Source organism: Natrinema versiforme (assembly GCF_005576615.1).
Lineage (GTDB): Archaea > Halobacteriota > Halobacteria > Halobacteriales > Natrialbaceae > Natrinema > Natrinema versiforme_A.
The window spans coordinates 1-24,670 of the sequence record NZ_CP040330.1; the positions used below are offsets into that span (position 1 = coordinate 1).

General features: G+C 64.3%; 21 protein-coding genes. 10 read left to right on the forward strand and 11 right to left on the reverse strand.

Annotated elements, in window-relative coordinates:
- The first annotated feature begins 1,272 nt into the window (after positions 1 to 1,272).
- Positions 1,273 to 3,090, forward strand: coding sequence for a Cdc6/Cdc18 family protein (locus FEJ81_RS00015; RefSeq protein ID WP_138243332.1), 1,818 nt, complete (start codon positions 1,273 to 1,275; stop codon positions 3,088 to 3,090).
- Between the two features lie 334 nt (positions 3,091 to 3,424).
- Here FEJ81_RS00015 and FEJ81_RS00020 read toward each other — a convergent pair whose 3' ends face one another.
- Together FEJ81_RS00020 and FEJ81_RS00025 are read right to left on the reverse strand one after the other, a co-directional pair.
- Positions 3,425 to 4,420, reverse strand: coding sequence for a S24/S26 family peptidase (locus FEJ81_RS00020; RefSeq protein ID WP_138243333.1), 996 nt, complete (start codon positions 4,418 to 4,420; stop codon positions 3,425 to 3,427).
- A gap of 87 nt (positions 4,421 to 4,507) precedes the next feature.
- Positions 4,508 to 5,413 (reverse strand): S24/S26 family peptidase, encoded by a 906-nt coding sequence (locus FEJ81_RS00025; protein WP_138243334.1) that lies wholly within the window; start codon positions 5,411 to 5,413, stop codon positions 4,508 to 4,510.
- Between the two features lie 137 nt (positions 5,414 to 5,550).
- On the opposite strand from FEJ81_RS00025, the gene FEJ81_RS00030 reads away from it, so the two are divergent.
- A complete protein-coding gene (locus FEJ81_RS00030) occupies positions 5,551 to 7,152 on the forward strand; it encodes a DNA-directed DNA polymerase II small subunit (protein WP_138243335.1) in 1,602 nt (533 codons plus the stop codon).
- A 151-nt stretch (positions 7,153 to 7,303) separates the two neighbouring features.
- On the opposite strand, the gene FEJ81_RS00035 is transcribed toward FEJ81_RS00030, so the two are convergent.
- Positions 7,304 to 7,741 (reverse strand): hypothetical protein, encoded by a 438-nt coding sequence (locus FEJ81_RS00035; RefSeq protein ID WP_138243336.1) that lies wholly within the window; start codon positions 7,739 to 7,741, stop codon positions 7,304 to 7,306.
- Between the two features lie 216 nt (positions 7,742 to 7,957).
- Here FEJ81_RS00035 and FEJ81_RS00040 point away from each other — a divergent pair, with 216 nt between their 5' ends.
- The 3 genes from FEJ81_RS00040 (at position 7,958) to FEJ81_RS00050 (ending at position 11,490) form a co-directional block, all read left to right on the forward strand.
- Positions 7,958 to 9,136, forward strand: coding sequence for an aspartate kinase (locus FEJ81_RS00040; protein WP_138243337.1), 1,179 nt, complete (start codon positions 7,958 to 7,960; stop codon positions 9,134 to 9,136).
- Between the two features lie 153 nt (positions 9,137 to 9,289).
- Positions 9,290 to 10,012 (forward strand): prolipoprotein diacylglyceryl transferase, encoded by a 723-nt coding sequence (locus tag FEJ81_RS00045; RefSeq protein ID WP_138243338.1) that lies wholly within the window; start codon positions 9,290 to 9,292, stop codon positions 10,010 to 10,012.
- Positions 10,013 to 10,143: 131 nt separating this feature from the next.
- Entirely contained in the window at positions 10,144 to 11,490 is a 1,347-nt protein-coding gene (locus tag FEJ81_RS00050) for a tryptophanase (protein WP_138243339.1), read from the forward strand.
- A 153-nt stretch (positions 11,491 to 11,643) separates the two neighbouring features.
- Here FEJ81_RS00050 and FEJ81_RS00055 read toward each other — a convergent pair whose 3' ends face one another.
- The 6 genes from FEJ81_RS00055 to FEJ81_RS00080 form a co-directional block, all read right to left on the reverse strand.
- Positions 11,644 to 11,853: a hypothetical protein gene (locus FEJ81_RS00055; RefSeq protein WP_138243340.1), complete on the reverse strand. Its 210-nt coding sequence runs from the start codon at positions 11,851 to 11,853 to the stop codon at positions 11,644 to 11,646.
- A gap of 56 nt (positions 11,854 to 11,909) precedes the next feature.
- The gene (locus tag FEJ81_RS00060) at positions 11,910 to 12,179 is read right to left on the reverse strand and encodes a hypothetical protein (protein ID WP_138243341.1); all 270 of its coding nucleotides are present in this window, start codon (positions 12,177 to 12,179) and stop codon (positions 11,910 to 11,912) included.
- Between the two features lie 11 nt (positions 12,180 to 12,190).
- Positions 12,191 to 12,601: a hypothetical protein gene (locus FEJ81_RS00065; RefSeq protein WP_138243342.1), complete on the reverse strand. Its 411-nt coding sequence runs from the start codon at positions 12,599 to 12,601 to the stop codon at positions 12,191 to 12,193.
- 244 nt (positions 12,602 to 12,845) lie between these two features.
- Positions 12,846 to 13,208 carry a hypothetical protein gene (locus tag FEJ81_RS00070; RefSeq protein ID WP_138243343.1) on the reverse strand — a complete coding sequence of 121 codons (363 nt, stop codon included), beginning with the start codon at positions 13,206 to 13,208 and terminating at the stop codon, positions 12,846 to 12,848.
- A 57-nt stretch (positions 13,209 to 13,265) separates the two neighbouring features.
- Entirely contained in the window at positions 13,266 to 13,700 is a 435-nt protein-coding gene (locus tag FEJ81_RS00075; protein ID WP_138243344.1) for a GNAT family N-acetyltransferase, read from the reverse strand.
- A 3-nt stretch (positions 13,701 to 13,703) separates the two neighbouring features.
- Positions 13,704 to 14,246 (reverse strand): redoxin domain-containing protein, encoded by a 543-nt coding sequence (locus tag FEJ81_RS00080; protein ID WP_138243345.1) that lies wholly within the window; start codon positions 14,244 to 14,246, stop codon positions 13,704 to 13,706.
- A gap of 261 nt (positions 14,247 to 14,507) precedes the next feature.
- Between FEJ81_RS00080 and FEJ81_RS00085 the strand changes: the two genes are divergently transcribed.
- The gene (locus FEJ81_RS00085; RefSeq protein WP_175416329.1) at positions 14,508 to 15,152 is read left to right on the forward strand and encodes a helix-turn-helix domain-containing protein; all 645 of its coding nucleotides are present in this window, start codon (positions 14,508 to 14,510) and stop codon (positions 15,150 to 15,152) included.
- 46 nt (positions 15,153 to 15,198) lie between these two features.
- On the opposite strand, the gene FEJ81_RS00090 is transcribed toward FEJ81_RS00085, so the two are convergent.
- Both FEJ81_RS00090 and FEJ81_RS00095 read right to left on the reverse strand, forming a co-directional pair.
- On the reverse strand, positions 15,199 to 15,552 hold the full coding sequence (locus FEJ81_RS00090) for a hypothetical protein (protein WP_138243346.1): 354 nt from the start codon (positions 15,550 to 15,552) through the stop codon (positions 15,199 to 15,201).
- Positions 15,553 to 15,572: 20 nt separating this feature from the next.
- A complete protein-coding gene (locus tag FEJ81_RS00095) occupies positions 15,573 to 16,712 on the reverse strand; it encodes an aromatic ring-hydroxylating oxygenase subunit alpha (protein ID WP_138243347.1) in 1,140 nt (379 codons plus the stop codon).
- An 804-nt stretch (positions 16,713 to 17,516) separates the two neighbouring features.
- On the opposite strand from FEJ81_RS00095, the gene solA reads away from it, so the two are divergent.
- From solA to FEJ81_RS00115, 4 genes are all read left to right on the forward strand, one after another.
- Entirely contained in the window at positions 17,517 to 18,665 is a 1,149-nt protein-coding gene (gene solA / locus FEJ81_RS00100) for an N-methyl-L-tryptophan oxidase (protein ID WP_138243348.1), read from the forward strand.
- A 202-nt stretch (positions 18,666 to 18,867) separates the two neighbouring features.
- On the forward strand, positions 18,868 to 21,384 hold the full coding sequence (locus FEJ81_RS00105; protein ID WP_138243349.1) for a GcvT family protein: 2,517 nt from the start codon (positions 18,868 to 18,870) through the stop codon (positions 21,382 to 21,384).
- A gap of 3 nt (positions 21,385 to 21,387) precedes the next feature.
- Positions 21,388 to 22,623 carry a threonine ammonia-lyase gene (gene ilvA / locus FEJ81_RS00110; RefSeq protein WP_138243350.1) on the forward strand — a complete coding sequence of 412 codons (1,236 nt, stop codon included), beginning with the start codon at positions 21,388 to 21,390 and terminating at the stop codon, positions 22,621 to 22,623.
- Positions 22,624 to 22,892: 269 nt separating this feature from the next.
- Positions 22,893 to 24,524 (forward strand): BCCT family transporter, encoded by a 1,632-nt coding sequence (locus tag FEJ81_RS00115; protein WP_138243351.1) that lies wholly within the window; start codon positions 22,893 to 22,895, stop codon positions 24,522 to 24,524.
- The last annotated feature ends 146 nt before the right edge of the window (positions 24,525 to 24,670 follow it).

Below are 24,670 nucleotides of genomic sequence, written 5' to 3' on the forward strand. Positions count from 1 at the left end.
AGATAGTTGCTGCGAAGATGAGTCGAATTTCGATAATCGGGATACTCGTTGCCGAAGAACGATACCGGCGCTCTCACTCGAGACGAGTACGCATTGTGATAGTTTCTCGGCCAGCAACAGAGAAAGGGAAGTGAGAATAAATATCATTCTAGTACTCCGGAGACCATCTCGAAGCCCCCACCCCTTCGTTTCAACTGGAGACTGTCGAGGGCGTGGCTGGTCGGACGGATTGATTCGGAGTGATTGGAGAGGTTCCTCACCCTCCTTTCGACTCGAGCCGCCGTTCAGGGGGATGAGACGGGCGAATCGGTTGAAAGAGACGGTTCTAGTAACCCTGACGCTGGTCTAGTAACACATGGAACAATGAGAACCGATTCTAGCAGGAACTAGCAACAACAAAAACAACTCTAGTAGAATTATTTGGTCTGCTAGTTCTGCGGATACTGTTTCTAGCCTATCCAAATAAAGCTTCCCGTCCTAAATGCCCGTCCTCCCCCTCCCCCGCCCTTTGGCTCGTTCCACTCGAAACAAAGGGGTGGGGGGCTTCCACCCTTGGGAGCTAACCGTTAGCGTGGAACACACTCTAATTCGATCTCCGAGATCGTTTTCCGTCTGATCGCATGAACCTGACTGATATCTTATACAAAGACACAGTTCGAATCCGATACCTCCCGAATGAGTCATCTCGCCGTCGACTCACAGATCGCCTGAACAGAGGGGGAGTCGAAGCCACCGGTCAACCAGCGGGTCGAATCTTGATACGAACTTCGCACACAGTAGCAGTCGCTGTACTCGCTCGAGAGAAGAGACCCTATGTAACTGAGTCCCGTCGACTCGAAACGATCCCCAATGGGACACCGTTTCGGCCGTCACCACGACCGAGAGTTGACGAGAACAGCAGCGGAGTGACACGCATCCCGATCTTCACCGTGACCGGTCCCGTTTCGTCTCGAGCGAGAACATCCTCGTGTCGCTCGTACGCACGTTCAATTATATATTTATCTTCAAACGATATCGTTCGGCAGCGTTGCGATCGAACACCGGACGTGACTTTCAGAGACCGATAGACGTGGCGGCGAAACAGTTCGGTCGATCGGAACGAGGGGGGAAGGGAAGGCTTTATTAGCGTGGTTTTCCTCTGTTTCGTTTGCATCAACTGGACCCGAATCGGGTATCTGGAACCGTGGATCATCCCACGGAGGCCATCATACCGTAATATTCCTGCTCCCCGGTCCGGCGTTCCACTCGAAATAAGGGGGTGCTGAATGACGGATGTCAGACGATAACTCAGAGATCACTGGCTCAGACGAGGTCGAGGTCGACGGAACGAGCGGGTTCTCGTCGAATTTCGAGAACGCGGATCTCGGCGACGAAGAGTCGAATCAGGGGTTATTCGACGACCTTCTCAGCGGAGAACCGATCTTCGAGAACAAGGAGGTTCTCCGCCCGTCCTATACGCCACACGAACTCCCCCATCGGAGCGACCAGATCAACAAGATGGCGACGATTCTCGTCGCCGCGCTTCGGGGCGAAACGCCGTCGAACATCCTCATCTACGGGAAGACGGGGACCGGCAAGACCGCCAGTGCGAAGTTCGTCAGCAAGGAACTCGAGAGCACCTCCCAGAAGTACAGCGTCCCGTGTGACGTCGAGTACATCAACTGCGAGGTCACCGATACCCAGTACCGCGTGCTCGCACAGCTCGCGAACAAGTTCATCGAGAAGAACAAAGAGCGTATCGACGATCGAGTCGCGGACCTCGAGTCGCTGTTCGAGGCCCTCGAGGAGTACGACGCCGATGCGGAACGCCGGCGTGCTGACACGGCCGACTCGACCGATCGAACTGACGAGGGAACGGCATCGGACCCCTTCGATTTCGTCTCGAGCGAGGAGACGCGAACAGAGACCGAGAAGACGGTGTCGGAGACCGACATTTCGACTGGAGACAATATAAGCGACATCGACGCGACGTCGAGCGATCTTCCACTCGAAGCAGGGGGGTCTTCGGACGAGCCATCACAGCCGCCCGATACATCGCCCGCGGAGAACCCCGTGCCGACGGATACCGACGCTTCCGATCGCGACGAGGCGATGACCGATTCGGCCGCGCTCCCGCCGGATCACCCACTCGAGTCGACGCCGTTCGGGAGCCGATCCGAGGTCGAAGACCGGATCGACGAACTCGAGGCCGACAAGGACTCCTTCGAGGAGGTCCCGATGACCGGCTGGCCGACCGATCGGGTCTACAGCGTCTTCTTCGACGCCGTCGACTACGACGAGCGGGTCGTCGTCATCATGTTAGACGAGATCGACAAACTCGTCGAGAAAAGCGGTGACGACACGCTCTATAACCTCTCGCGGATGAACTCCGAACTGGAGAACTCGCGGGTGTCGATCATCGGCATCTCGAACGATCTGAAGTTCACCGACTTCCTCGATCCGCGGGTCAAGTCCTCGCTGGGCGAGGAAGAGATCGTCTTCCCGCCCTACGACGCGAATCAGCTGCGGGATATCCTCAAACACCGATCGGAGGTCGCGTTCAAGGGCAACGCACTCTCCGACGACGTGATCCCGCTGTGTGCGGCCTTCGCCGCGCAGGAACACGGCGACGCGCGACGCGCGCTGGATCTGCTTCGGACCGCGGGCGAACTGGCCGAGCGATCGCAGGCCGAAACGATCATCGAGGAACACGTCCGGCAGGCCCAGGACAAGATCGAACTCGACCGCGTCGTCGAGGTCGTCCGCACCCTGCCCACCCAGAGCAAGCTCGTCCTCTTCGCGATCATCCTCCTCGAGAAAAACGGCGTCCACAGCATCAACACGGGCGAGGTGTTCAACATCTACAAGCGCCTCTGCGAGGAGATCGACGCGGACGTCCTGACCCAGCGGCGCGTGACGGATCTGATCAGCGAACTCGACATGCTCGGGATCGTCAACGCCGTCGTCGTCTCGAAGGGGCGGTACGGCCGGACTAAGGAAATCAGTCTCTCCGTTCCACTCGAAGAGACGGAGGCTGTCTTACTGAGCGACTCCCGACTGAGCGATATCGACGACATCCAGCCGTTCGTTCAGGCGCGGTTCGAGAACTGACGAACTGCCGCCCGTCGGCCAGTCGCCCACTGTCTGTCCCGTTCAGTGTCACTCTCTCGTCACCTATCCTTCGTGACTGCTCACTGTTATCGGCCTGTCCGGGCCGGTGAGAACACTCAATCTGTGGTTCGCGGCAACCCCCTTGCTTCCACTCGAGACCGTCCTACTCTAGGCCGTTGTCGCTGTCGTTGACTGTCGTCGGCTACTCAGTCAACTCGCCACATTGAGATGGACGCGGGAGAACGAGTCGGGCGACGAGCGAGTACGAGGATGCTCAGAGAGAAAGAGAGCGGCGAACCGGAACGAGACGAGTCGAAGCGACCACGCGGCCGACTCAGCGACGGGACCGGCCGATCGCGACCGTGGCACCGGCTCCGACACTGGCGATGCCGACGACGCCGGCTAGTTCACCGTGCAGGCCGGAGCCGGAAGCATCGGGACCGTTCGGCGTCGGCGTCGATGTCATCGTCGCCGATGCCGGGTCCTGTAGCGGCTGGCTCGAGGGCGACGTGGGAGCGAGCATCCCGCCGAGGAGTTTATCGAACGTCAGGCGGACGTTGCCGAGCCACGGAATGCGGTACATCGCTTTGCCGGTGACCCACTCGGGTTTGACGACGTCGCTGATCCCGTTCCCGTACTGATCGTAGCCGTCGTTGGCGTCACCTTTCGTGACGAAACCGGCGTGATCGGCGGGACAGGTGGTGACTTCCGCACAGGTCGCGTCGCCGACGATTTCTTCGCTCGCCTTCGTATCGACCCAGTGCTCGTCCTCCTCGACCCAGAAGTGGGCGCGATGGATTACCGGAACCTCCGATGCATCGCCGTTCGGTTGATAGACGATCACGTCTCCGGGGTTGCTGAACTTATCGTAGCCGCTTTCCTGGCCGTTCTCGAGCGTGACGACGCCAGTTCCGGCAGCGGGGTTGTCACCGACGAATCGGTCATCGTCGACGACGAAGATGAGGTCGCCCGTGTGCATGTTCGGTTCCATGCTCCCGCTCTCGACGGCGACCAGTGGCGGCCAGATGCCGCTGACCGCGAACAGGAGGAGACCGACGGCTGCGACGATGGCGACGCTGCTCAGCACGTCTCGAGCCATCATCACGGTCTCGTCGTCGGTTTTGAGGAACCAGCGGAGAACACCGTCGTCCTCGATCGTTACGGCATCGGCGTCGGAATCGGAAACGGAAGCGGGGTCGCGTTCGGGACCGTTCCGTGACGGTTCCTCGGCCGCGGGTGGTGACTGTGACGCGCCGGCGCTTCGATCCCGTTGCTCGCGATCGTTGTCGCCGGAATCGTCCGGGGGATCCCCGGAGTTAGAACCGCTCATCGTCACCCGTTTTACCGGGCCCGACAATCAACTTTCTGTTCGAACGAGTCGGTACCGATCGGCGGCGACTCCGTGCCACCGATACCGTTACGGGTCGCGCTCGCTGGCGGCCATCGCGAACAGAACGAGTGCGAGGACGCCCGCCCCGGCGAGGACGGCGATCGAGCCGACGCCGGTCAGCGACCGCACCGAACCGACCGCGAGCGTGATTCCGCCGATCCACGGCACTCGAGCCATTGCTTTCCCGGTGACCCAGTCCGCGCTGACGACGGTCGTGTCCGCGCCCGACCGCGGCAGTTGGTCGTAGCCGGGATTGGCGTCGCCTTTCGTGATGAAGCCGTCGTGCGGTGCCGGACACGAGACGATCTCGTTGCAGGTCGCACCGTTCGTGAAACTGGAATCGGCCTTGGTCTCGATCCAGTTTTCGCCCGTCTCGACCCAGAAGTGGGCGCGGTGGATCGTCGGCGTCTCGGTCGGATCGCCGTTCGGCAGGAAGACGATCACGTCCCCGCTGGTGGCGAATTTCTCGTGATCGGTCGCCTGCCCGCTCTGGAACGTGACTATACCGGTTCCCGCGACGGCACCGTCCCCGACGAACCGGTCATCGTCGGCAATAAAGACGAGGTCTCCCTGCGCGATATTCGGTTCCATGCTCCCGCTCTCGACGGCGACGAACGCCGGCCAGACGCCGCTGCTGCCGAACAGGAGGAGGCTGATGACCGCCACGATAGCGAGACACGTCGCGATATCTCGACCGACGGTGACCGTCCAGTCGTCAGTCTCGAGCAGCCAGCGGACGATCCCGTCGTCCTCGATCGTGACCGTCTCGTCGCGATCGGCTCGCGCTCGAGTGCCCGGCTTCGGTTGGCGGTCGGCAGCGGCGTTCGGATCGCGATGATCGGGAGACTCCGTCGGAAACGGCTTCGATCCGGAGCGTTCGTCGCGAGTTCCGGACCGCTCGCCGTTCCGTTCGCCGCCGTCGGGGCCGTCCATCGGTAGTCGGTTTCGCGGACCGAGCTATCAACCTTCCGGCAGACTCGTCGCCGCGTGCGGGTCGCTCGCGAGAACGCGGCACCCGCCTGAGACGGCGAGTCGCTACCCTTTTTGCCTCCCTCGCGAATGCGAGGTGTGTGCCACTCGAGGCCCCCGCTCGGATCGTCAGCGAACTCACGAGCCGCGGGTACAACGCCGAACGCGAGGCGGTGACCCGGCTCGCGTCGGCGGCGGACCCCGGCGCGGCCCTCGAGCGCGTGCTCGAGGACATCCCGAACGACGCGCTGGTCGTCCGTACCGAGCACGTGGAGGCGGCCCTCTCGACGGACGACGCGGGCGGCTCGGCCGAACCCAGTTCCGAGTCCGCCGCCGTCGGAGACGGTCCCACGCCTGTGGACCACTCCTCCACGGACCCCTCCCCAACCCCCTCCGCTTCGACTGGAACTGGTGGGGCCAGCGGCGGCGAACGGGCCGATCCCGCTCCAGTTGAAACGGAGGGGTCCCCGTCGGCGAATCGGTCCGCCGATCCGGCCCAACGGTCGGTCGAGATCGTCGGCGATATGACCGGCCAGAGCACGGGAACGGGCGAATACAGCGACTTCGTCTCCGTCTTTCGGGATCGCCTCGATCGACTCGGAGCGAAACTGCGCGGGCGGATCAATCACCGACCGGCGACGGCAATTCAGAGTATGCCGGGCGGCAGCGAGGTCGCGATGGTCGGGTTGGTCAACGACATCCGCTCGACGGCCAGCGGCCACTGGCTGGTCGAACTCGAGGACGCGACCGGGACCTTCCCGTGGCTGGTGATGAAGGATCGGGAGTACGTCGATCTGGTCGACGAACTGCTCTGTGACGAGGTGTTGGCGATGGAGGGGACGCTGGCGGACGATTCGGGAATCGCCTTCGTCGACTCGATGCACTTCCCGGACGTTCCGCGGACCCACGAGCCGTCGACGGCGGACCGTCACGTGCAGGCGGCGCTGATCAGCGACGTCCACGTCGGCAGTCAGGAGTTCATGGCCGACGCGTGGAACGCCTTCGCCGACTGGTTGCACACGCCGGAGGCCGAACACGTCGAGTACCTGCTGCTCGCCGGCGATATGGTCGAGGGCGTCGGCGTCTATCCCGATCAGGACGACGAACTCGACATCGTCGACATCTACGAGCAGTACGAGGCGTTCAGCGAGCATCTGAAGAAGATCCCCGGCGACATCGAGATCGTCATGATCCCGGGGAACCACGACGCGGTCCGTCTCGCCGAACCCCAGCCCGGCTTCGACGAGGAGCTCCGGGAGATCATGTCCGCACACGACCCCCAGATCGTGAGCAACCCGTCGATGGTGACCGTCGAGGGCGTCTCCGTACTGATGTACCACGGCGTCTCGCTGGACGAGGTCATCGCGGAACTGCCCGAGGACAAAGCGAGCTACGACGACCCGCACAAGGCGATGTACCACCTCCTCAAGAAGCGCCACGTCGCGCCCCAGTTCGGGGGCCACACCCGGCTCGCACCCGAGGAGAAAGACTATCTGATCATCGACGAGGTGCCCGACATCTTCCATACGGGCCACGTCCACAAACTCGGCTTCGGCAAGTACCACGACGTGCTCGCGATCAACTCCGGCTGCTGGCAGGCTCAGACCGACTTCCAGAAGAGCGTCAACATCGATCCCGACGCCGGCTTCGCACCGATCGTCGATCTGGACACGCTCGACGTGACGGTCCAGAAGTTCTCCTAACGAAATTTTGCTCTGCGGTCGCGGCGAAGCCGCTCCCTCGGCAAAATTTCGATCAAAAGCACTCCTCTTTCCCCTCCGCTACGCTCCGGGTCAGTCGTCGGCCCGCTCGTTCGCTTCGCTCACTCGCGGTACGAATACGCTGTTCTCCTCGCTATGGCTCGAGTCGGAACCGCGTCGTCGGCGAGCCGTTGAACCGCGGACCTCGGCCGCGGCGGTCGAAGCCGAGGTCTTCGGCGGCGTTCTCGATGGGGTCGGCGTCCTGTGACGCCAGCACTTCGACGGCCATCGACTCGCGTTCGGCGAATCGGACGGGTTCGGCCAGCAGCCGCTTGCAGGCCTCGTCCGTGCCGTCGAGTTGGGTGACGTGGACGGTGTCCTCGCGCGCGTCGAAGCTGATGAAGCCGAGCAGGTCCTCCGGATCGGAGCCGTCGTACTGCGATCCCGAGACGTCCGCGTTGGGATCGTTGCTCCCGTCCTCCGCGACGCGCACCGTTCGGTCGTGGACGAGATTCCGCATCACGTCCGTCGGGGAGTCGGCGATCGACGCGAGCGCGTCGGCATCGGCCTCGAGTGCGTCCCGTACGTTCATCGACGTATGGTAATGCGGCGCACGAACATAAATCCCGTCGCGGATCACCGTCGACAGCGATCGTTCGGGACCGATCGTCGGCCCGGTCGGGCGGCCCCGCGCTCGAGCGGGGGCGGATAAAAATGCGAACGATGGGACACAGTTATCTGCACGCTCTGGTAACGGACCGAGTATGAGTCATACCACCGTAACGCACGCGGCCAGTGAGGTGTCGGCATGCGCGTCGTAGCCAAGTTCGGCGGGACGAGTCTCGGTAGCGGGGACCGGATCAACCGCGCCGCGGATTCGATCGCCGCGGCCGTCGAGGACGGCCACGAGATCGCCGTCGTCGCCAGCGCGATGGGGTCGACCACCGACGAACTGCTCGACGAGATTTCCTTCGAGACCGACGAGGCAGACCGCGCCCAGATCGTCAGCATGGGCGAGCGGACCTCCGTTCGCATGCTCAAGGCCGCGCTGTCGGCCCGCGGCATCGACGCGATCTTCCTCGAGCCCGGCAGCGATCGGTGGCCCGTGGTCACCGACGAGTACGGCGAGGTCAACGTCGAGGAAACCCGAGAACGCGCCGCGGAGGTCGCGGCGGATCTCGACGGTACGGTTCCGGTCATCACCGGCTTCCTCGCGGAGGGGCCGGACGGCTCGATCACGACGCTGGGACGGGGCGGCAGCGATACCACGGCGGTCATGATGGGCAAGTACATGGACGCCGACGAGGTCGTCATCGTGACCGACGTCGAGGGCGTCATGACCGGCGACCCCCACGTCGTCGAAGGGGCCCGGAACGTCGGCGAGATTTCGGTCGACGAACTCCGGAACCTCTCCTTCCGCGGGGCCGAGGTCGTCGCGCCCTCCGCGCTCTCCTACAAGGAGGGCAACTTGGACGTCCGCGTCGTCCACTACCAGCACGGCGACCTGCTCTCGGGCGGGACGAGTATCGAAGGCGAATTCAAGAACCTCGTCGACCTGCGCGAGCGGCCGCTGGCCTGCCTGACCGTCGCCGGTCGGGCGATCCGAAACGAGCCCGGTATCTTCCATCACCTCTCGGAGGCGCTCGACGAGAGCGACGTCAACATCGACGCCGTCGCCAGCGGAATGGACACCATCACGTTCTACATCGACGAGGAGGAGGCCGAACGCGCAGAGAACATCCTCCACCGCGAGGTCATCGCACGCGACGAACTCTCGAGTGTCACCGTCGACTCGCCGATCGCCGTCATCCGCGTGACCGGCGGCGAACTTCCCAACCAGCCGGGGATCATCAGCGAGATCGTCAACCCCCTCGCCGAGGCCCGCATCCACCTGCAGGACATCATCACGAGCGCGACCAGCGTCGCCCTCTTCGTCAACTGGGACGACCGCGAGGAGACCCTCGAGTTGACCCAGGACCTGTTCTAGGGAGCGCGCCTCGAGTCGGGACCGGAACCGATCCCGTCGGCCGATTTCGCGGCGACGTTCTCGCGATCGAAACACTGTTTTAGTCGTTGATTAGCCGCTCGAAATCTCGGTAACGGGGTCGTAACGAAGGGGAACGGGATGGGAGTCGCACCTATGAGCACAGAGCAGCCGGGCACGGACGTGTTCGAAGAGATCGACCCCGATCCCGACGCGGTGCTGGCCGAGTTCGGCGTCGAATCGCCCGACGAACTCGCCGCCGAGGGCGGCGCACACGATACGGTCCCGGACGACCGGATCGATGTCGACGACACGACGGCCGCCGAACTGTTCGCCGATCTCGAGGCCCAGGCCACTGAGACTCGAGCGGCCGAGCTCGAGGACCGGGACTCCGACGGCTCGACCGACTCGACCGACTCGACCGACGCGCCGGCCGATCAGATCGACGGAGCATCCCCGTCCGAATTCGAGGAGTTCGAGGCGGCTGTCGTCGCCGGCCGCGAGGACGAGGGCCTCGTCGAGTCGACGGCTGCTGAACTCAACGCGGTCGCCGAGCGCGTGGTCGGGTCCGACGAGACGGCCGCTGCCGACGAGACCGAAGCGCCGCTCGAGTCCGGAGTGATACTCGAGGCCGAAGCGCCGACCGGTTCCGAAGAACCGGCTGCTGCGGACGAGGGCGACGGCGAACCGGTGCCAGAGGCCCGAAGCGCCGCGGGGACGGACACTCGAGACACTGCTCGGAGCGACGATTCCGCGTCCGACCGGTCGCTCACCGTTTCCCACGCGACGGCGGACGAGCTGGAACTCGTCGGTCCCGACCCGACGACGACGCGAATCGATACCGACGCCTTCGGTCGCGCCGGCGCGGACGGGAACTGATGGGGTCGCACAACGGGCCGTCGCTACGTTCGCCCGTCGATGATCCGATCCGGTCCGAAACGGACGGTTCGACTCATCGATGAACACGAACTCTCAGCTAGACTGAACACGCGCGACGGCGTTGCGTGGGTATGGTCGCGTACAAGACGAAAGTAGCCGAACGAATCCGGCTCCCCTCGCGGGACCAGCGCGAACGAGCACTCGCCGAAGCCGGGTACAACGCCTTCAATCTCGACGCCGAGGACGTCTTCGTCGATCTCCTGACCGACAGCGGTACCGGTGCGATGAGCGACGCCCAGTGGGCGGCGCTGATGCGCGGCGACGAGTCCTACGCCGGCTCGCGGAGCTTCGACGAACTCGAGTCGGCCGTCCGGGACGTGATGGGATTCGAGCGGGTCGTGCCGACCCATCAGGGACGGGGCGCGGAGAACGTCCTCTACGGCACCCTCCTCGAGGAGGGCGATGTCGCGCTCAACAACACCCACTTCGACACGACGCGGGCCCACGTCGCGAATCAGGGGGCCGACCCGGTTGACTGCCCGGCCGAGGGGGCTCACGACCTCGCAACCGACGCGCCGTTCAAGGGAAACCTCTCGCTCGAGCGCGCCCGGTCGGTCGTCGACGAGGTAGGCACCGAGCGCGTGCCGCTGGTGATTTCGACGATCACGAACAACTCGACGGCGGGGCAACCGGTCTCCGTCGAGAACACCCGTCGCGTACGGGACTTCGCCGACGAGATCGACGCGACGTTCGTCATCGACGCTTGCCGGTTCGCCGAGAACGCCGGCTTCGTCCGGCGGCGCGAAGCGGAGTTCGCCGGGGCCGATATCGACGAAATCGCCCGCGAACAGCTCTCCTACGCCGACGCCATCGTCATGAGCGGCAAGAAGGACGGACTGGCCAACGCGGGCGGCTTCGTCGCGACCGACGACGAGGCGCTGTTCGAGCGGTGCAAGCAGCGAGCGATCCTCTACGAGGGCTTCCCCACCTACGGCGGGATGTCCGGACGAGACGTCGCCGCGCTGGCTGTCGGTCTCCGCGAGGCCGTCGAGGAGGCGTACGTGGCCGACCGCCTCGACGGCGTCCGGGAGTTCGCCGCGCTGCTCGAGGACGCCGGCGTGCCGATCTACACGCCGCCCGGCGGCCACGCCGTCTACCTCGACGCCGGCGCGGCGCTCCCCCACCTCTCGGACGACGAGTTCCCGGGGCAGGCGCTGGTCTGCGAACTGTATCGAGAGGGCGGCGTCCGCGGGGTCGAACTCGGGAGCTTCGCGTTCCCCGATACGGACCGACCGGAACTGGTCCGCCTCGCGGTGCCGCGCCGTACGTATCACACCGAACACTTCGAACACGTCGCGGAGACCGCCGCAGCCGTCCTCGAGAAGCGCGAGGGGGTCGACGGACTCGAGATCGTCTCCGAACCCGAAAACCGCGAGTTACGTCACTTTACGGCCGACCTCGAGCCGGTTTTGGCCTGACAGTAGCAGTACTACGGCTTCGGTATCGAGAATCTTCTGTAAAGCCCTGTTCAGTCCAAATGGGGTATATTCCAAATCTCTATGTTCTAACGATTTCTGCCCGTCGCTGAGTAATCCACCTCTATAATCGCTATGCAGAAAATTGGGGCCCGACTATCGGATCGCTACCCAAATCAGAGCGATCAAAGCGAGTAGGCCGTTTATCGCCCCTGTCACGAAGATGGACGTTTCCCAAAAGCTTTCCACCTCCACGATTCCATCCCAGCCCACGAAATGAACGGCTGAGGCCATGAGAAAGATGGAGAAAAAGATCATGAACACGGACAGCTTCGGGTATTTCGTGTATCCTGTTTCAAATGTCATTATATTTTTTACTATGGATAGAGTGAAGTATTTTGTGGTGGAGTGTGCTGTTCGAATTACTGCGGTTCGAGTCCTTTTGGGGTCAGATCATCGCCCAGAATACCAGATGTCGCTATGATTACGATGCCTTCTCCCTCATCATTGTTGTCGATTAGCTGTTTCCCAACCCGAAGGAGGAACGTTGCGGTTGCACTCGCAACTACCACCGGGAGGTTTCCAACATAACCACTGATAACCGTCGCGAGCGCCCCTGCCTCAACGCCGACAGTCAGCATATCGATAATGTCGTTACAGTTGCAGTGATCCACATAGAGTCTATGCTCCATCTCAGAGCCGGTCAATTTCGTTTTGTAGTCGTTATCTCCTTCGCACCCGGTGGTAGTAACACTGTTCGGAGTGGCGACACTCTTGGTGGTCGTTGCTTCGTCATCACAGTCCCGTTCTCCATCGAGAACTCTATCTCGCCTTTGTCATGCTTCTTATTCAGGCCCTCGACTGCTGCGGCCATGTAGGACTTATCGCCATTGTAGGCGAGATCGCCGTCTTCGGTAATCACATAGCCGTACTTTCCTCGAGTACCACTAGATGTCGCCGCTCCTGTGCCGGAAGCAAAGAGGGAGACACCGCCCAAACTGGCTATCCCTGCTGTTGAACGAATAATACTCCTCCGCGATCGGCCATTTCTATTGGATGCCACGTCTGTAAATAATGGGAAGTTATATTCAATCTTCCCGGTATTTTCTGACATAGAATACTCTCATTGGTGATGTCATGTGCTACCGGAAACGTTGTAGAAAAGCCTCCTCAATCTAGCAGTGCCCACCCTCAACTATTCTAATTCCTTGAGAATGCCGTTATGAGTTGATTCCGGTATGATATGCGATAGTGACCGTACGTGTTTCATCCGTAGACGTAGCTATCGAACGACTCGACCCAATTTTTAATCCGTAGTAAGAATCCGAGGCCCGCTCGAGACGCTCCCAGACCCGTGATCAGCGACTCAAGAGCGCGCGCTGGGCCCGATCCTTCAGGCTCGGCTCCGGTTCGGACTGCCGCCCCATCCGCTGTTTCGCAAGGCTCCGGACGCCCTGCTGGGCCTGTTCGGAGGTCGCGATGTCGATCGCCCAGTCGGGGACCTGCGATTCGAGCTCCTGTCGTTTCTCGGCTTTGAGCTGACTGTACTGGCGCAACGCGAGGCCGACGCCGATGAACATAGCGGCGTCGGTCAGTTCCCGCCGGAACCGGTTTCGGTCGTTGCGGACCGCGACCGCCTTCACCAGCGAGACGAGACCGATCCCGAGGTAGAGTTTGGCGTTTCGCGACGGATTGCCGCTGAGTAACCCTTTGAGTGCCATGCGGCGGTGGCTACCACGTTCTCTCGGGAGAAAGCTCCGCCAGCAGGCGACGGGTCGTTAGTCGGACTCGGTCTCGGGACTGCCCTTGATGCCGCGGTGTCGCTGCTCGTCGATCGGTTCGATCGCGAAGCCGACCCGCTCGTAGAACGGGCGGACGCCGTCGTCGAACCGCGCCGTCAGCCGCCCTTCTCGGTCGATGGCGCGGTCGATCAACGCCCGGCCGATGCCGCGCCCGCGGTGACGGCGACGAACACCGATCGCCGAGACGTGGGCACCGCGGTCGCCGTCTTCGCCCTCCTCGAGGGACTCGAGCACGACCGTGCCGAGCACCCGTTCGCGGTTCGTGTCGGTCGTCCCGCCGCGCTCGTCGCCGGCGACCAGAACGTTTCCCTCCGCGATTCGGCTCTCAACGTTTCCCGGCTCGAGCATGGCCGCGTCGAGGATGCGCCGCACCTCGAGGGCGTCGTCCGGGGTGGCGGTGCGGACGAACATTCGTCAGGAGCGTCGGTCGGCGTGGGCTAACAACGCGTCGATCGCGGGTCGGTCGAGCATCGTTCGGCCGCGGTAGGCCGCGGTGACCGCCAGCTCGTCGGGATCCGCGGCCCGGACGTCGAAGATGATCGCGGCCGGCATCCGGCCGACGAGATCGAAGCGGCGACCGAGCGACCCGAGGCGAACGGGCTGGTCGAAGGCGTCGCCGAGGGTCGCGTCCGGATCCGCACAGATGGGATAGGGGAGGTCGTACCGCTCTTGCCACTCTCGGACTCGCTCGCGCGGTTCGGGAACGACCGAGACGACCGCACAGCCCCGCTCGCGGAACTCGTCGTAGCGGTCGGCGACGGCCCGGACCTGCCGGCGACACTGTCCCGCGTGGTGGTCGCGGTGGAGCAACAGAACGACGGCGTCGTAGGCGGGGTCCGGCTCGTCGCCCGTCGTCGGGTCCGCCGGTTCGACCGGTGCCGTCAGGTCCGCGAGCGCCAGTCGATCCGGTCCCGAGCCGACGTTCGGCAGCGTCACCTCGAGGGCGGGTTCGGCCATACGCCGCGTACCGTGTCGACCGGGAAAGCGACTGGGCTTTCACCGGTGGCTCGGAGAGCGTTCCCCGGGAGCCGACGATGAACCGATACCGGTTTCGTTCGTCGTGTTACGTCCGAAGTAACGATTAAGTAATCGTGTGTGGTACTGTCTGACAGTATGGGTGCCGAACACGTCCGCTTCGTTGACAGTCAGTCGAAAAACAGCCGTTCGGAAGTCGATCTCCGAACCGAAACGCGCCACGAAGAGCCGATGTGACAACCCGTGAGTCTGATCGCAATCCTCGATGTCGCCCACCCCGATCTCGCGCTGACGCCGACGATTCGCGACTGCCCGGAGGCGTCCATCGAGGTCGTGCCCCACTCCACGACGGACCCCGAGACGGGACTGTTCTTCTACCTCGTCGAGGGTGCGGACGAGACGTTCGAGGATGTCCTCGAGCGCGATCACACGGTCGCGGACTGGATGCTCGTCGACGACCTCGGATCGACGCGCATCTATCGGCTCCAGCACCCTGCAGACACTACGCTGATCTCGCCGATGACGACCGAACTCGGCGGGCTACTGTTGAAAGCCCAGAGCAACGACCGAGGGTGGACCAATCGCCTCCACCTCCCCGATCGAGAAGCCCTCGCCGAACTCTGGGAGTGCTGCGAGGAAACGGACATCGCCTTCGATCTCCACCGGATGTTCCGGCAGGACGAGTGGACCGGCGAGGCGGTCCCGGCGGTGACCGACGAACAGCGCGCCGCGCTGGTGACCGCCTACGAGGAGGGCTACTTCGAGGAACCCCGCGAAACGTCGCTCGAGGAACTCGCAGACAGCCTCGGCATCTCCCCGACGGCCGTCGGCGGGCGCATCCGTCGCGGAACCGGCCAACTGGTCGAGACGACGCTCCTCGAGGAGTAACGCGGCCGCGAAACCGAGACGGTGCGAACGGTTCGGTCCGCTCCGCTCAGACGGCGGCGAGGTGGTCGTCCCGGGGCTCGTAGAGCGCACCGGTCATCCGAACGTCGTAAATCTCCGCGAGCGTGTCGCCGACGGAGACGCCCTGCTCGTCCATCGCCGCGGCGACGACGCCGATCGGGACGCCGTCATCGTAGCGGCTCTCGAGGTCGGCGACGACGGTCTCGAGGTCGCCGTCGGTCGGCAGTTCGAACGCGAGGTCGACACGCGTGATCGTCGCGTCGTGGCCCGTCAACCGGTGATGTCGGCGGTAGAAGTCGACGATTCCGTTCGCCGACTCGAGGTCCGCGTCGACGCCGCACTCCTCGCACGCGACCGTGAACGCGGGGCGTTGGTGGCTCATAGTAGAAAGCTGTGGCTCGATCAGGCCTCGTAGGCCTCCTGTGCGAGGCGGTGGAGCTTGTGGACGGTGTGTTCGTTCGGCCCGAGTCTGGCTTGGGCGATTGCGCCCGACTCGAGGCCGCGTTGCTGGCGCTCGACGAGTTCGAAGTCCTCCTCCTGGAGTTGCCTGCTCGTCCGAACGAACGTCTCCTCTTCGTCGGTCAGGTCGGGGTTCCTAAAGTAGTAGTCCGCGACGAGTTGGAACCGCCCCTCGTCGATGGGGTCGATGATGTAGGTGCCGTAGCCGTCGGCGGTCCCGTACATGTTGACCGTGAAGTTCGGCCAGAAGTAGTAGAACTTCGCCTCGTGTTCCTCGTGGATACGCATCTCGTCGTCGACGTCTTCCTTGTGCTGGTAGTGGAGGATCCAGTGGTAGTCGTTGACCTCGAGTTTGGAGTCGAGGAGTTCGAGGTCTTTCACCCAGTCCTGGTGGTTCGCCTGACAGTGGTCGCACTCGGAGTAGTTGCCGCCGAAGACCTTCCAGTTGCACTCGACCTCCGAGACGATGCGTCTGGCGAGGTGGTACTCCTCGAGCGGGAGCGCCTCGAGTTCGGTCTTCATCGAGCCGGCCTGTTCGGCGAGGGACATCGGCTCCTCGGCGAAGTTGACGAAGACGAACGGCCCGATTCGATCCGTGTGAACGTCCATAAGGGCGTTTTCCTCGGCGTCTAACTCGGGGACGTCGTCGTCCTCGAGGTCGGGGTTCAGCCGCGCCTCCTCGAAGCTCTTCGGCGTGCTCGCGAGGTCGCCCTCGAGGTCGTACGTCCAGAGGTGGTACGGACACTGGATGCGGTTCGCGTTGCCCGGATCGGTTATCGGCGTCTCCTCGACCATCGCCGACCCGCGGTGGGCGCAGACGTTGTAAAACGCCTGCACGTCGCCGCCGTTGGTCCGGACGACGATGATCTCTCGATCGCCGACCGTCCGGGTGAAGTAATCGCCCGGCTCGGGAATACAGTTCGTGTGACCCGCGTACACCCAGTACCGACCGAACACCGTCTCCTTCTCCATCTCGTGGACGTCCGGATCGGTGAAGTACCGCGCCGGCAGCGCGTTCGTCTCGTCGGTGATGTCGGGACTGACCGGTTCGACCTCGTCGCGGCCGTTGTTCCACCGTGACATACTATGTGGTATGTCTTGCCGTATCGTTCAATAAGGGTTGATCGCAGGTAGTTCGTACCTATAAGTGATGACCGACGAGACGGTCCGCAGAGACCGCCGACGGCTCGAGGTGGGAATCAAGCCGCGTCGCTATCGACGGACGAGCTCGAGGCGCGTCGCGAATGGGAAGACCAGTACGTCGGTGGGTTGTTGTCGGACAGGGAGTCGAACCGGCGGCTGCCGCGGTTGAATGGTACGGATACACGCGACCGGTGGGCTTTTTCTGCCGCCCGACCAACCGGATGGGTGTGGTCTCTGACCACTTCACGTACGGCTGAATTACGTGGCTAAACAAGAGAGTCAGCAGGGGTGAGAATCGATCACTCCGAAAGTGAAAGCGGCGTTCGCGACAGGCGGCATTGCCCTGATAGGACAGGGAAATCATCTTGGCTGGATGTTCGTTGCCGTCGCGATCGCCGCACCGACTGAGGAATCGGCCGACGACTAATCTGACCGTGGCCGCGGTCAGATTCCTTTTCTCGATCGAGTGTAGGCTGCGTTGGTATGCCGACTGGCCTACAGGTAGTAGTAGTAGTACCACCACCAAAAAGTATTGCTATACTTTCTCCCGATTGCATAGCCTAGAAATGTCCACGCGACCGATAGACGGTTTCAAACGGCACTGTCTAGTTGAGCCGGTTTGAGAAACGAGCCCCGGAGACTGCCAACCGCCGTTCCCGACCCGGTCGCTCGCCGACGCTTCAAAAAGGCACGATATGAGACGGACTAACAATCAAGGGCTGTGTCGTCGAATCGGTCGGCAGTATGAGCGCGAGCGAAGACCGATACGACGTCGTCGTGATCGGCGTCGGCGGGATGGGCAGCGCGACGACGGCCCACCTCGCCGACCGCGGACTCGATGTGCTGGGACTCGAGCGCTACGACGTGCCCCACACGATGGGCTCGTCACACGGCATCACGCGGATCATCCGGCGGGCCTACTACGAGCACCCCTCCTACATTCCGCTGATCGAGCGGGCCTACGAGCTCTGGGACGATCTCGCGGCGGAAACCGGCCGCGAGGTGATCCACCGGACGGGCTCGATCGACGCCGGCCCCTCGGACAACGTCGTCTTCGAGGGATCGCTGCGCTCCTGCGAGGAACACGACATCCCCCACGAAGTGCTCACGAGCGAGGCAGTCTCCGAGCGGTTCCCCGGCTACGACCTCCCGGAGGGGTACAGAGCGTTGTACCAGCCCGACGGCGGGTTCGTCGTCCCCGAACAGTCGATCGTCGGCCACGTCGAGACGGCCCAAGCGGCGGGTGCCGAGGTCCGCGCCCGCGAGCGGGTCCTCGAGTGGGAGCCGACGCCCGACGGCGGCGTCCGGGTCGAGACCGACCGCGGCACCTACGCGGCCGAGCGGCTGGTGCTCGCCGCCGGGGCGTGGAACTACAAGTTCACCGACGCGCTCTCGGGCCTCGCGGTCCCCGAGCGGCAGGTGCTCGGTTGGTTCCAGCCCGACCGCCCGGCGACGTTCGAACCGGAGAACTTCCCGGTCTGGAACCTCAAAGTGCCCGAGGGGCGGTTCTACGGGCTGCCGATCTACGACGTGCCGGGGTTCAAGATCGGCAAGTACCACCACCGCGACGAGCGGGTCGATCCGGACGACTACGACACCGAGCCCGGTCCGGAAGACGAGCGACTCCTCCGCGAGGTCACGACGAACTACTTCCCCGAGGCGGCCGGGCCGACGATGCGGCTCGCGACCTGCATGTTCACGAACTCCCCCGACGAGCACTTCATCCTCGACACGCTGCCCGACCACCCGCAGGTGGCCGTCGGCGCGGGCTTTTCGGGCCACGGATTCAAGTTCGCCAGCGTCATCGGCGAGATCCTCGCCGATCTCGCGGTCGACGGCGAGACCGACCACCCGATCGAGATGTTTCGGCTGGATCGGTTCGACGACGAGTAGTCTCCCGCCGTTCGGTCCCCGATTCGATACCATCGATTCCCCCGCTCACAGCGTCGGAACCGCCGCTCGAGTCGATTTTCGTCGCCGTCGTCCGGTTCGAGTTTCGGTGATCGCGTTCCGATCCCACGCCGTCCGGTTGTTATACGGCACAGATTATCCACCCGGATAGCTATGCTCGGCCGTCTGGCAGTAACCATGACACATGAGTACAGGGACCACGATTCCCGACAGCGCAGGAACCGTTATCGTCGGTGCCGGTTGCGTCGGCTGTAGCGCCGCCTACCACCTCGCCGCCCTCGGGCGCGAAGACGTCGTCGTCGTCGATCAGGGGCCGCTATTCGAGACCGGCGGCTCCACCTCCCACGCCCCGGGGCTGGTCTTCCAGACGGGCGGCAACAAGCTGATGACGCGGATGGCGTCGTACACGCGCGAACTGTACGAGGACCTCGAGAGCTTCCGGACCTGCGGGGGCATCGAGGTCGCCTACACCGAGGACCGCTGGGAGTTCCTCAAACGAAAGCGCGAGCGGGGCCAGTCCTACGGGATCGAGGACGGTGAACTCCTCTCGCCCGCCGAGGTGGCCGACCGCGTTCCCCAGATCGACGAATCGGTCATCCGCGGCGGCTACTACGTTCCGACGGACGGCAAGGCCCACGCCGTCGACGCCTCGGCCGCGATGGCCGAACGGGCTCGAGCGGCCGGCGTCGAGTTCTACGGCGAGACGACGGTGACCGACCTCGCGGTCGAGGGCGGCGAGATCCGGGCGGTCGACACGGACCGCGGACGCATCGCGGCCGACGAGGTGCTGCTGGCAACGAACATCTGGGGGCCGCTGTTCGGCGACATGGTCGACATCGACGTGCCGCTGGTGCCCTGTGCCCACCAGTACCTCGTCTCGGACGACCTCCCGGAACTCGCGGGCGCGAGCGGCGAGATCGAACAGCCGCTGCTTCGGCATCAGGACCGGTCGCTGTACTTCCGCCAGCACGGCGAGCGCTACGGGATCGGTTCGTACAATCACGAACCGCTGCTCGTCGATCCCGCGGACATCTACGGCCCGGACAAACTCGAGGATCTGGGCCTCGAGTACCCGTCGCTGCGGGAGTTCACGTCGGAGCACTTCTACGAGAACACCCACCCGGACCACGAGCAGACGGCTTACGACGCGGCCTGCGAACTCGTCCCTTCTCTGCGGGACGCCGAGTTCGAGTCCGGCATCAACGGAATGTTCTGTTTCACCCCAGACGGGATGCCGATCCTCGGGCCGACCGAGGAGATCGACGGGCTCTGGTGGGCGCTCGCGATCTGGGTCACCCAGTCGGGCGGGGCCGGGAACATCGTGGCCCACTGGATGGAAGACGGCGTCCCCCGCCTCGACGGCGAGCGCGTCGACCCCACGGGCGCACATATTTCGCGGTTCCAGCCCCACGCGGGGTCGCGGGAGTACACGCAGGGTCGCGGCGCACAGCAGTATCAGGAGGTCTACCAACTGATCCACCCGCGCGAACAGCCCGAGGGTCAGCGCGGGCTTCGCCGGAGCCCGTTCTACCGCCGACAGGACGAACTCGGCGCGGAGTTCTACGACTCAGGCGGCTGGGAGACCCCGCAGTGGTACGAGACGAACGAGGCCCTGCTCGAGGAGTACGACGTGCCGGACAGGCCCGACTGGCTCGAGCGCGGCTGGTCGAAGGCTCACGGCGTCGAACATCAGGCCGTCCGCGACCGCGTCGGAATGGTCGACATGACCACCTACACCGGAATCGAGGTGACCGGCGAGGGCGCGACCGACCTCCTCCAGGGGCTGCTGACCAACGATGTCGACGTCTCGCCGGGCCGGATCCGCTACGCGGCGATGTGCAACGAGGACGGCGGGGTTCTCGCGGACGTGACCGTCGCGCGGCTCGCCGAGGATCGCTACACGGTGTTTACGGGCGGCGGCAACTCCGCGACGCTGCACTCGCGGTGGATCCGCGAGCACGCGCCCGACGACGGCTCGGTGTCGGTGCGGACCCGCGACTCGGACATGTGCGGCATCGGCGTCTTCGGCCCCGAGGCGCGCAACGTCCTCTCGTCGCTCGTCGAGACGGACCTCTCGAACGACGCGTTCCCGTTCTACACCGCCGAGGAGACCTACCTCGAGGGCGTTCCGGTCACGATGCTCCGGCTCTCCTACGCCGGCGAACTGGGCTGGGAACTGTACGCGCCGACGGAGTACGGCGCGCGGCTCTGGGAGCTGATCGAGGACGCCGGCGAGGAGCACGGCATCGTTCCGATCGGCTGGGCGGCGCTCGACTCGACGAGCATGGAGAAGGGATACCGGCTGTGGGGGACCGACGTGACCCCCGAGTACGACCCCTACGAGGCCGGGATCGGTTTCGCGGTCGACCTCGAGACGGACTTCGTCGGGAAAGACGCGCTGCTCGAGGCCCGGGAGAACGGGATCGACCGCGAGCTCGTTCCGATCACGCTCGACGAGCGGGGCGCGATCGTCGACACTGGACATCCGGTGCTCGAGCCCGGCGGCGACGACGCGCTCGGCTACGTCACGCGGGCGGACTATGGCTACTCGATCGACGCCGGGATCGCGTACGCCTACCTGCCGACGAATGACGCCGAACCCGGCCGCGAGGTCGAGATCAGTTACGAGAACGAACGCCACGCCGCGACGGTACGGGACGAACCGCTGTTCGATCCCGACCGCGAGAAGCTGATCCGCTGACCCATGAACCGAGAGCGACACGCCGTCGCGTTCGAGGACATCGAAGCGGCCCGGGACCGCCTCGACGACGAGTCGGTCGTCAAGCCCACGCCGGTCGAACGGAGCACGTCGCTCGACGAACTGACCGGCGGCGAGGTCCACCTCAAGATGGAGCACCTGCAGTGGACGGGGTCGTTCAAGACTCGCGGCGCGTACAACAAGATCGCCCAGTGCGTCGCCGAGGGCGAGACCGAGCGGGTCGTCGCGGCCAGCGCCGGCAACCACGCCCAAGGCGTCGCGCTCGCCGCGACGGAACTCGGCGTCGACTCGACCATCGTCATGCCCCGCGGCGCGCCGCAGGCGAAAGTCGACGCGACCCGCGGCTACGGTGCCGACGTCGAACTCGTCGGCAGCGACTTCCGCGAGGCGATGGCACACGCGCGGGGACTCGTCGACGACGAGCGGACGACGTTCGTCCACGCCTACGACGATCCGGCGATCGTCGCCGGGCAGGGGACCCTCGGCCTCGAGATGTACGACGACCTCTCGTCGGTCGACACGGTCGTCGTCCCGATCGGCGGCGGCGGGCTGATCTCGGGGATCGCGACGGCCTTCGCCGAGCGCTCGCCGGAGACGCGCATCGTCGGCGTGCAGGCGGCCGGTGCGTCGACCGTCTCCGAGAGCCTCCGGAAGGGAACGGCCGTCTCGCTCGACTCGGTCGACACGATCGCTGACGGCATCGCGACGGGCGGTATCTCCGACCTGACGCTCTCGCTGATCGAGGACCGCGTCGACGAGGTCGTCACCGTCACCGACGGCGAGATCGCCCGTGCAGTGCTCCTCCTACTCGAGCGGGCGAAACAGGTGGTCGAGGGGGCCGGAGCGGCGTCGGTCGCCGCGATCGTCAGCGACGAACTCGACGTGCGCGGCGAGACGGTGATGCCGCTGCTGAGCGGCGGCAACCTCGACATGACGATGTTACAGACGGTGCTCGTCCACGCGCTGACCGACCGCGAGCAACTGTTGCGGCTCCGGGTCAGGATCGACGACCGACCCGGCAAGATGGAGGAGGTGTCGGGACTCATCGCGGAACGCGGTGCGAACATCCAGACCGTCCGCCACGACCGCTCGGCGCCCGAACTCGACGTGGGTGAAGCCCACCTCGTCTTCCAGATCGAGACGAGCGGCTCGGGCCAATCGCGGGCGATCGTTCGGTCGATACGCGACCGCGGCTACGAGGTCAAGCACGTGAACGCGTGACCACGTTTTCGATCCTCCGGATCTCGTTTCGTCACCGAAACCGTCCGGGCCGCTACTATGTTCGGTCCTGAGTATAAAAGTGGCACCGGTTATTAAGATAAACGTTGATTGATACCCTTGGTATCTTATGCCGTGGTGCATGTCACCATGGAATGGAACGACGCGGAACCGGTGCCGTCGCGGGGCGACGGTGCGTCCGTCGGCCCGTCAGCGAGTGTGACTGAATCGAACACGACCGCCGTCTCACCGTCGCTGGCGCGTGATCCCCCATGAGCGATGCCGATCGCACGACGGACGAAACCGGGCCGATCCGTACCTTTCTCGACGAACTCGACCCCGTCGTCTTCGGGGTCGGCTTCGTCGTCGCCGCGCTGATCGTCGTGGCGTTTCTCTTCCGGGAGAGTCGAACGCTCGAGGTCATGGAGGGGACGAACGAGTTCCTGTGGACGAGCTTCGGTTGGGCGTACCTCGTGTCGATGTTCGCCCTCGTGGCGTTCGTGTTGTACCTCATCTTCGGCCCGTGGGGCAATATCAAGCTGGGGGAGGACGACGAAGATCCGGAGTTCAGTTTCCTCGGATACTTCGCGATGTTGTACTCCGCGGGGATCGCCGCCGGTATCGTCTTCTGGGGGCCGGCGGAGGCGATCTTCCACTACTCGACGCCCTCGCCGTTTTCCGGGGCCGAAGCCGAGTCGACGGGGGCCGCCGTCAGCGCGCTCCAGTACACGTTCTTCCACTGGGGGCTCTCGGCGTGGTCGGCCTACGTGATCGTGGCGATCCCGATCGCCTACTTCGCGTACCGCCGGGACGCGCCGCTGCGCATCTCGACGATCATCGGCCCGATCGTCGGGTTCGACAACCTCGACGGCCCGTGGGCGAAACTCGTGGACGTCCTCGCCGTCTTCGCCACCATCGGCGGCATCGCGACGACGCTGGGGCTGGTCGGCAACCAGTTCCTCATCGGCCTCGAGTACGCCGCCGGCGTCTCCTTCGGCGACGCCGGCACGGTGCTCGTGATCACGGGGCTGACGGTGGCCTTTACGATCTCGGTCGCGCTGGGCGTCGAGCGAGGCATCCGCCGCATTTCGTACTTCAACATGGGGCTGTTCGTCGTCCTGACGGCCGCGGCGTTCGTCCTCGGACCGACGGTGTACATCATGACCGTCGGCACGCAGGCGCTGGGGGCGTACATCAACGAGTTCGTCTCGATGAGCTTCTTCATGGGTGCGGGCGAGACCGGCGGGCAGGGTGCCGACGCCGGCTTCGTCGGCGCGTGGACCGTCTTCTACTGGGCGTGGTGGTTCTCGTGGGCCCCGTTCGTCGGCCTCTTTATCGCCCGCATTTCCCGAGGGCGAACCGTCCGGCAGGTCGCCGCCACCGGCGTCGTCGCCTCGACGGCCATCACGATCCCGTGGTTCGCGACGATGGGCGGCACCTCGATCTTCATGCAGTCGAGCGGGCAGGCCGACATCCTCGGCACGCTCGAGGCGTGGGGCTACCAGGAGGCCGTCGCCGGCTACCCGCTGTTCGAGGCGCTGCCGGCCGGCGAGTTGCTCACCGCCCTCTTCTTGGTGCTGGTGACGACGTTCTTCGTGACATCGGCGGACTCCTCGACGCTCGCGCTGGGGATGCTCACCACCGGGGGCAAGGAGAAGCCGTCGACGATCAACCGGGTCATCTGGAGCGTTCTCATGGGGACGCTGGCCTCGCTGCTGATGGTCGCCGGCGGCACCGCCGCGTTGCAACAGGCCGCGATCATCGCCGGCGGCCCCTTCGCGATCATCACGCTGCTCGCCGTCGGCGTCATGATCTGGGTCTTCGGCAGCCGTCGGGCGGTCTTCCTCCGCGAAGAGGACCGGTCGACCACTCCGACCGGTTCGGCCGCCTCCGACGACGATTGAGCGGGGACGCGTCGGAGCGACCGTCTCGGCCTGCGCTCGTCTTTCTCGCTTCGTCTCGGATAGCCGTGATCAGTCGCGATCCGCTCGCGTGACTCGCGATCCGAGAATACCACTGTGCGTTTCGCTATCGGTCCCGACGAACGATC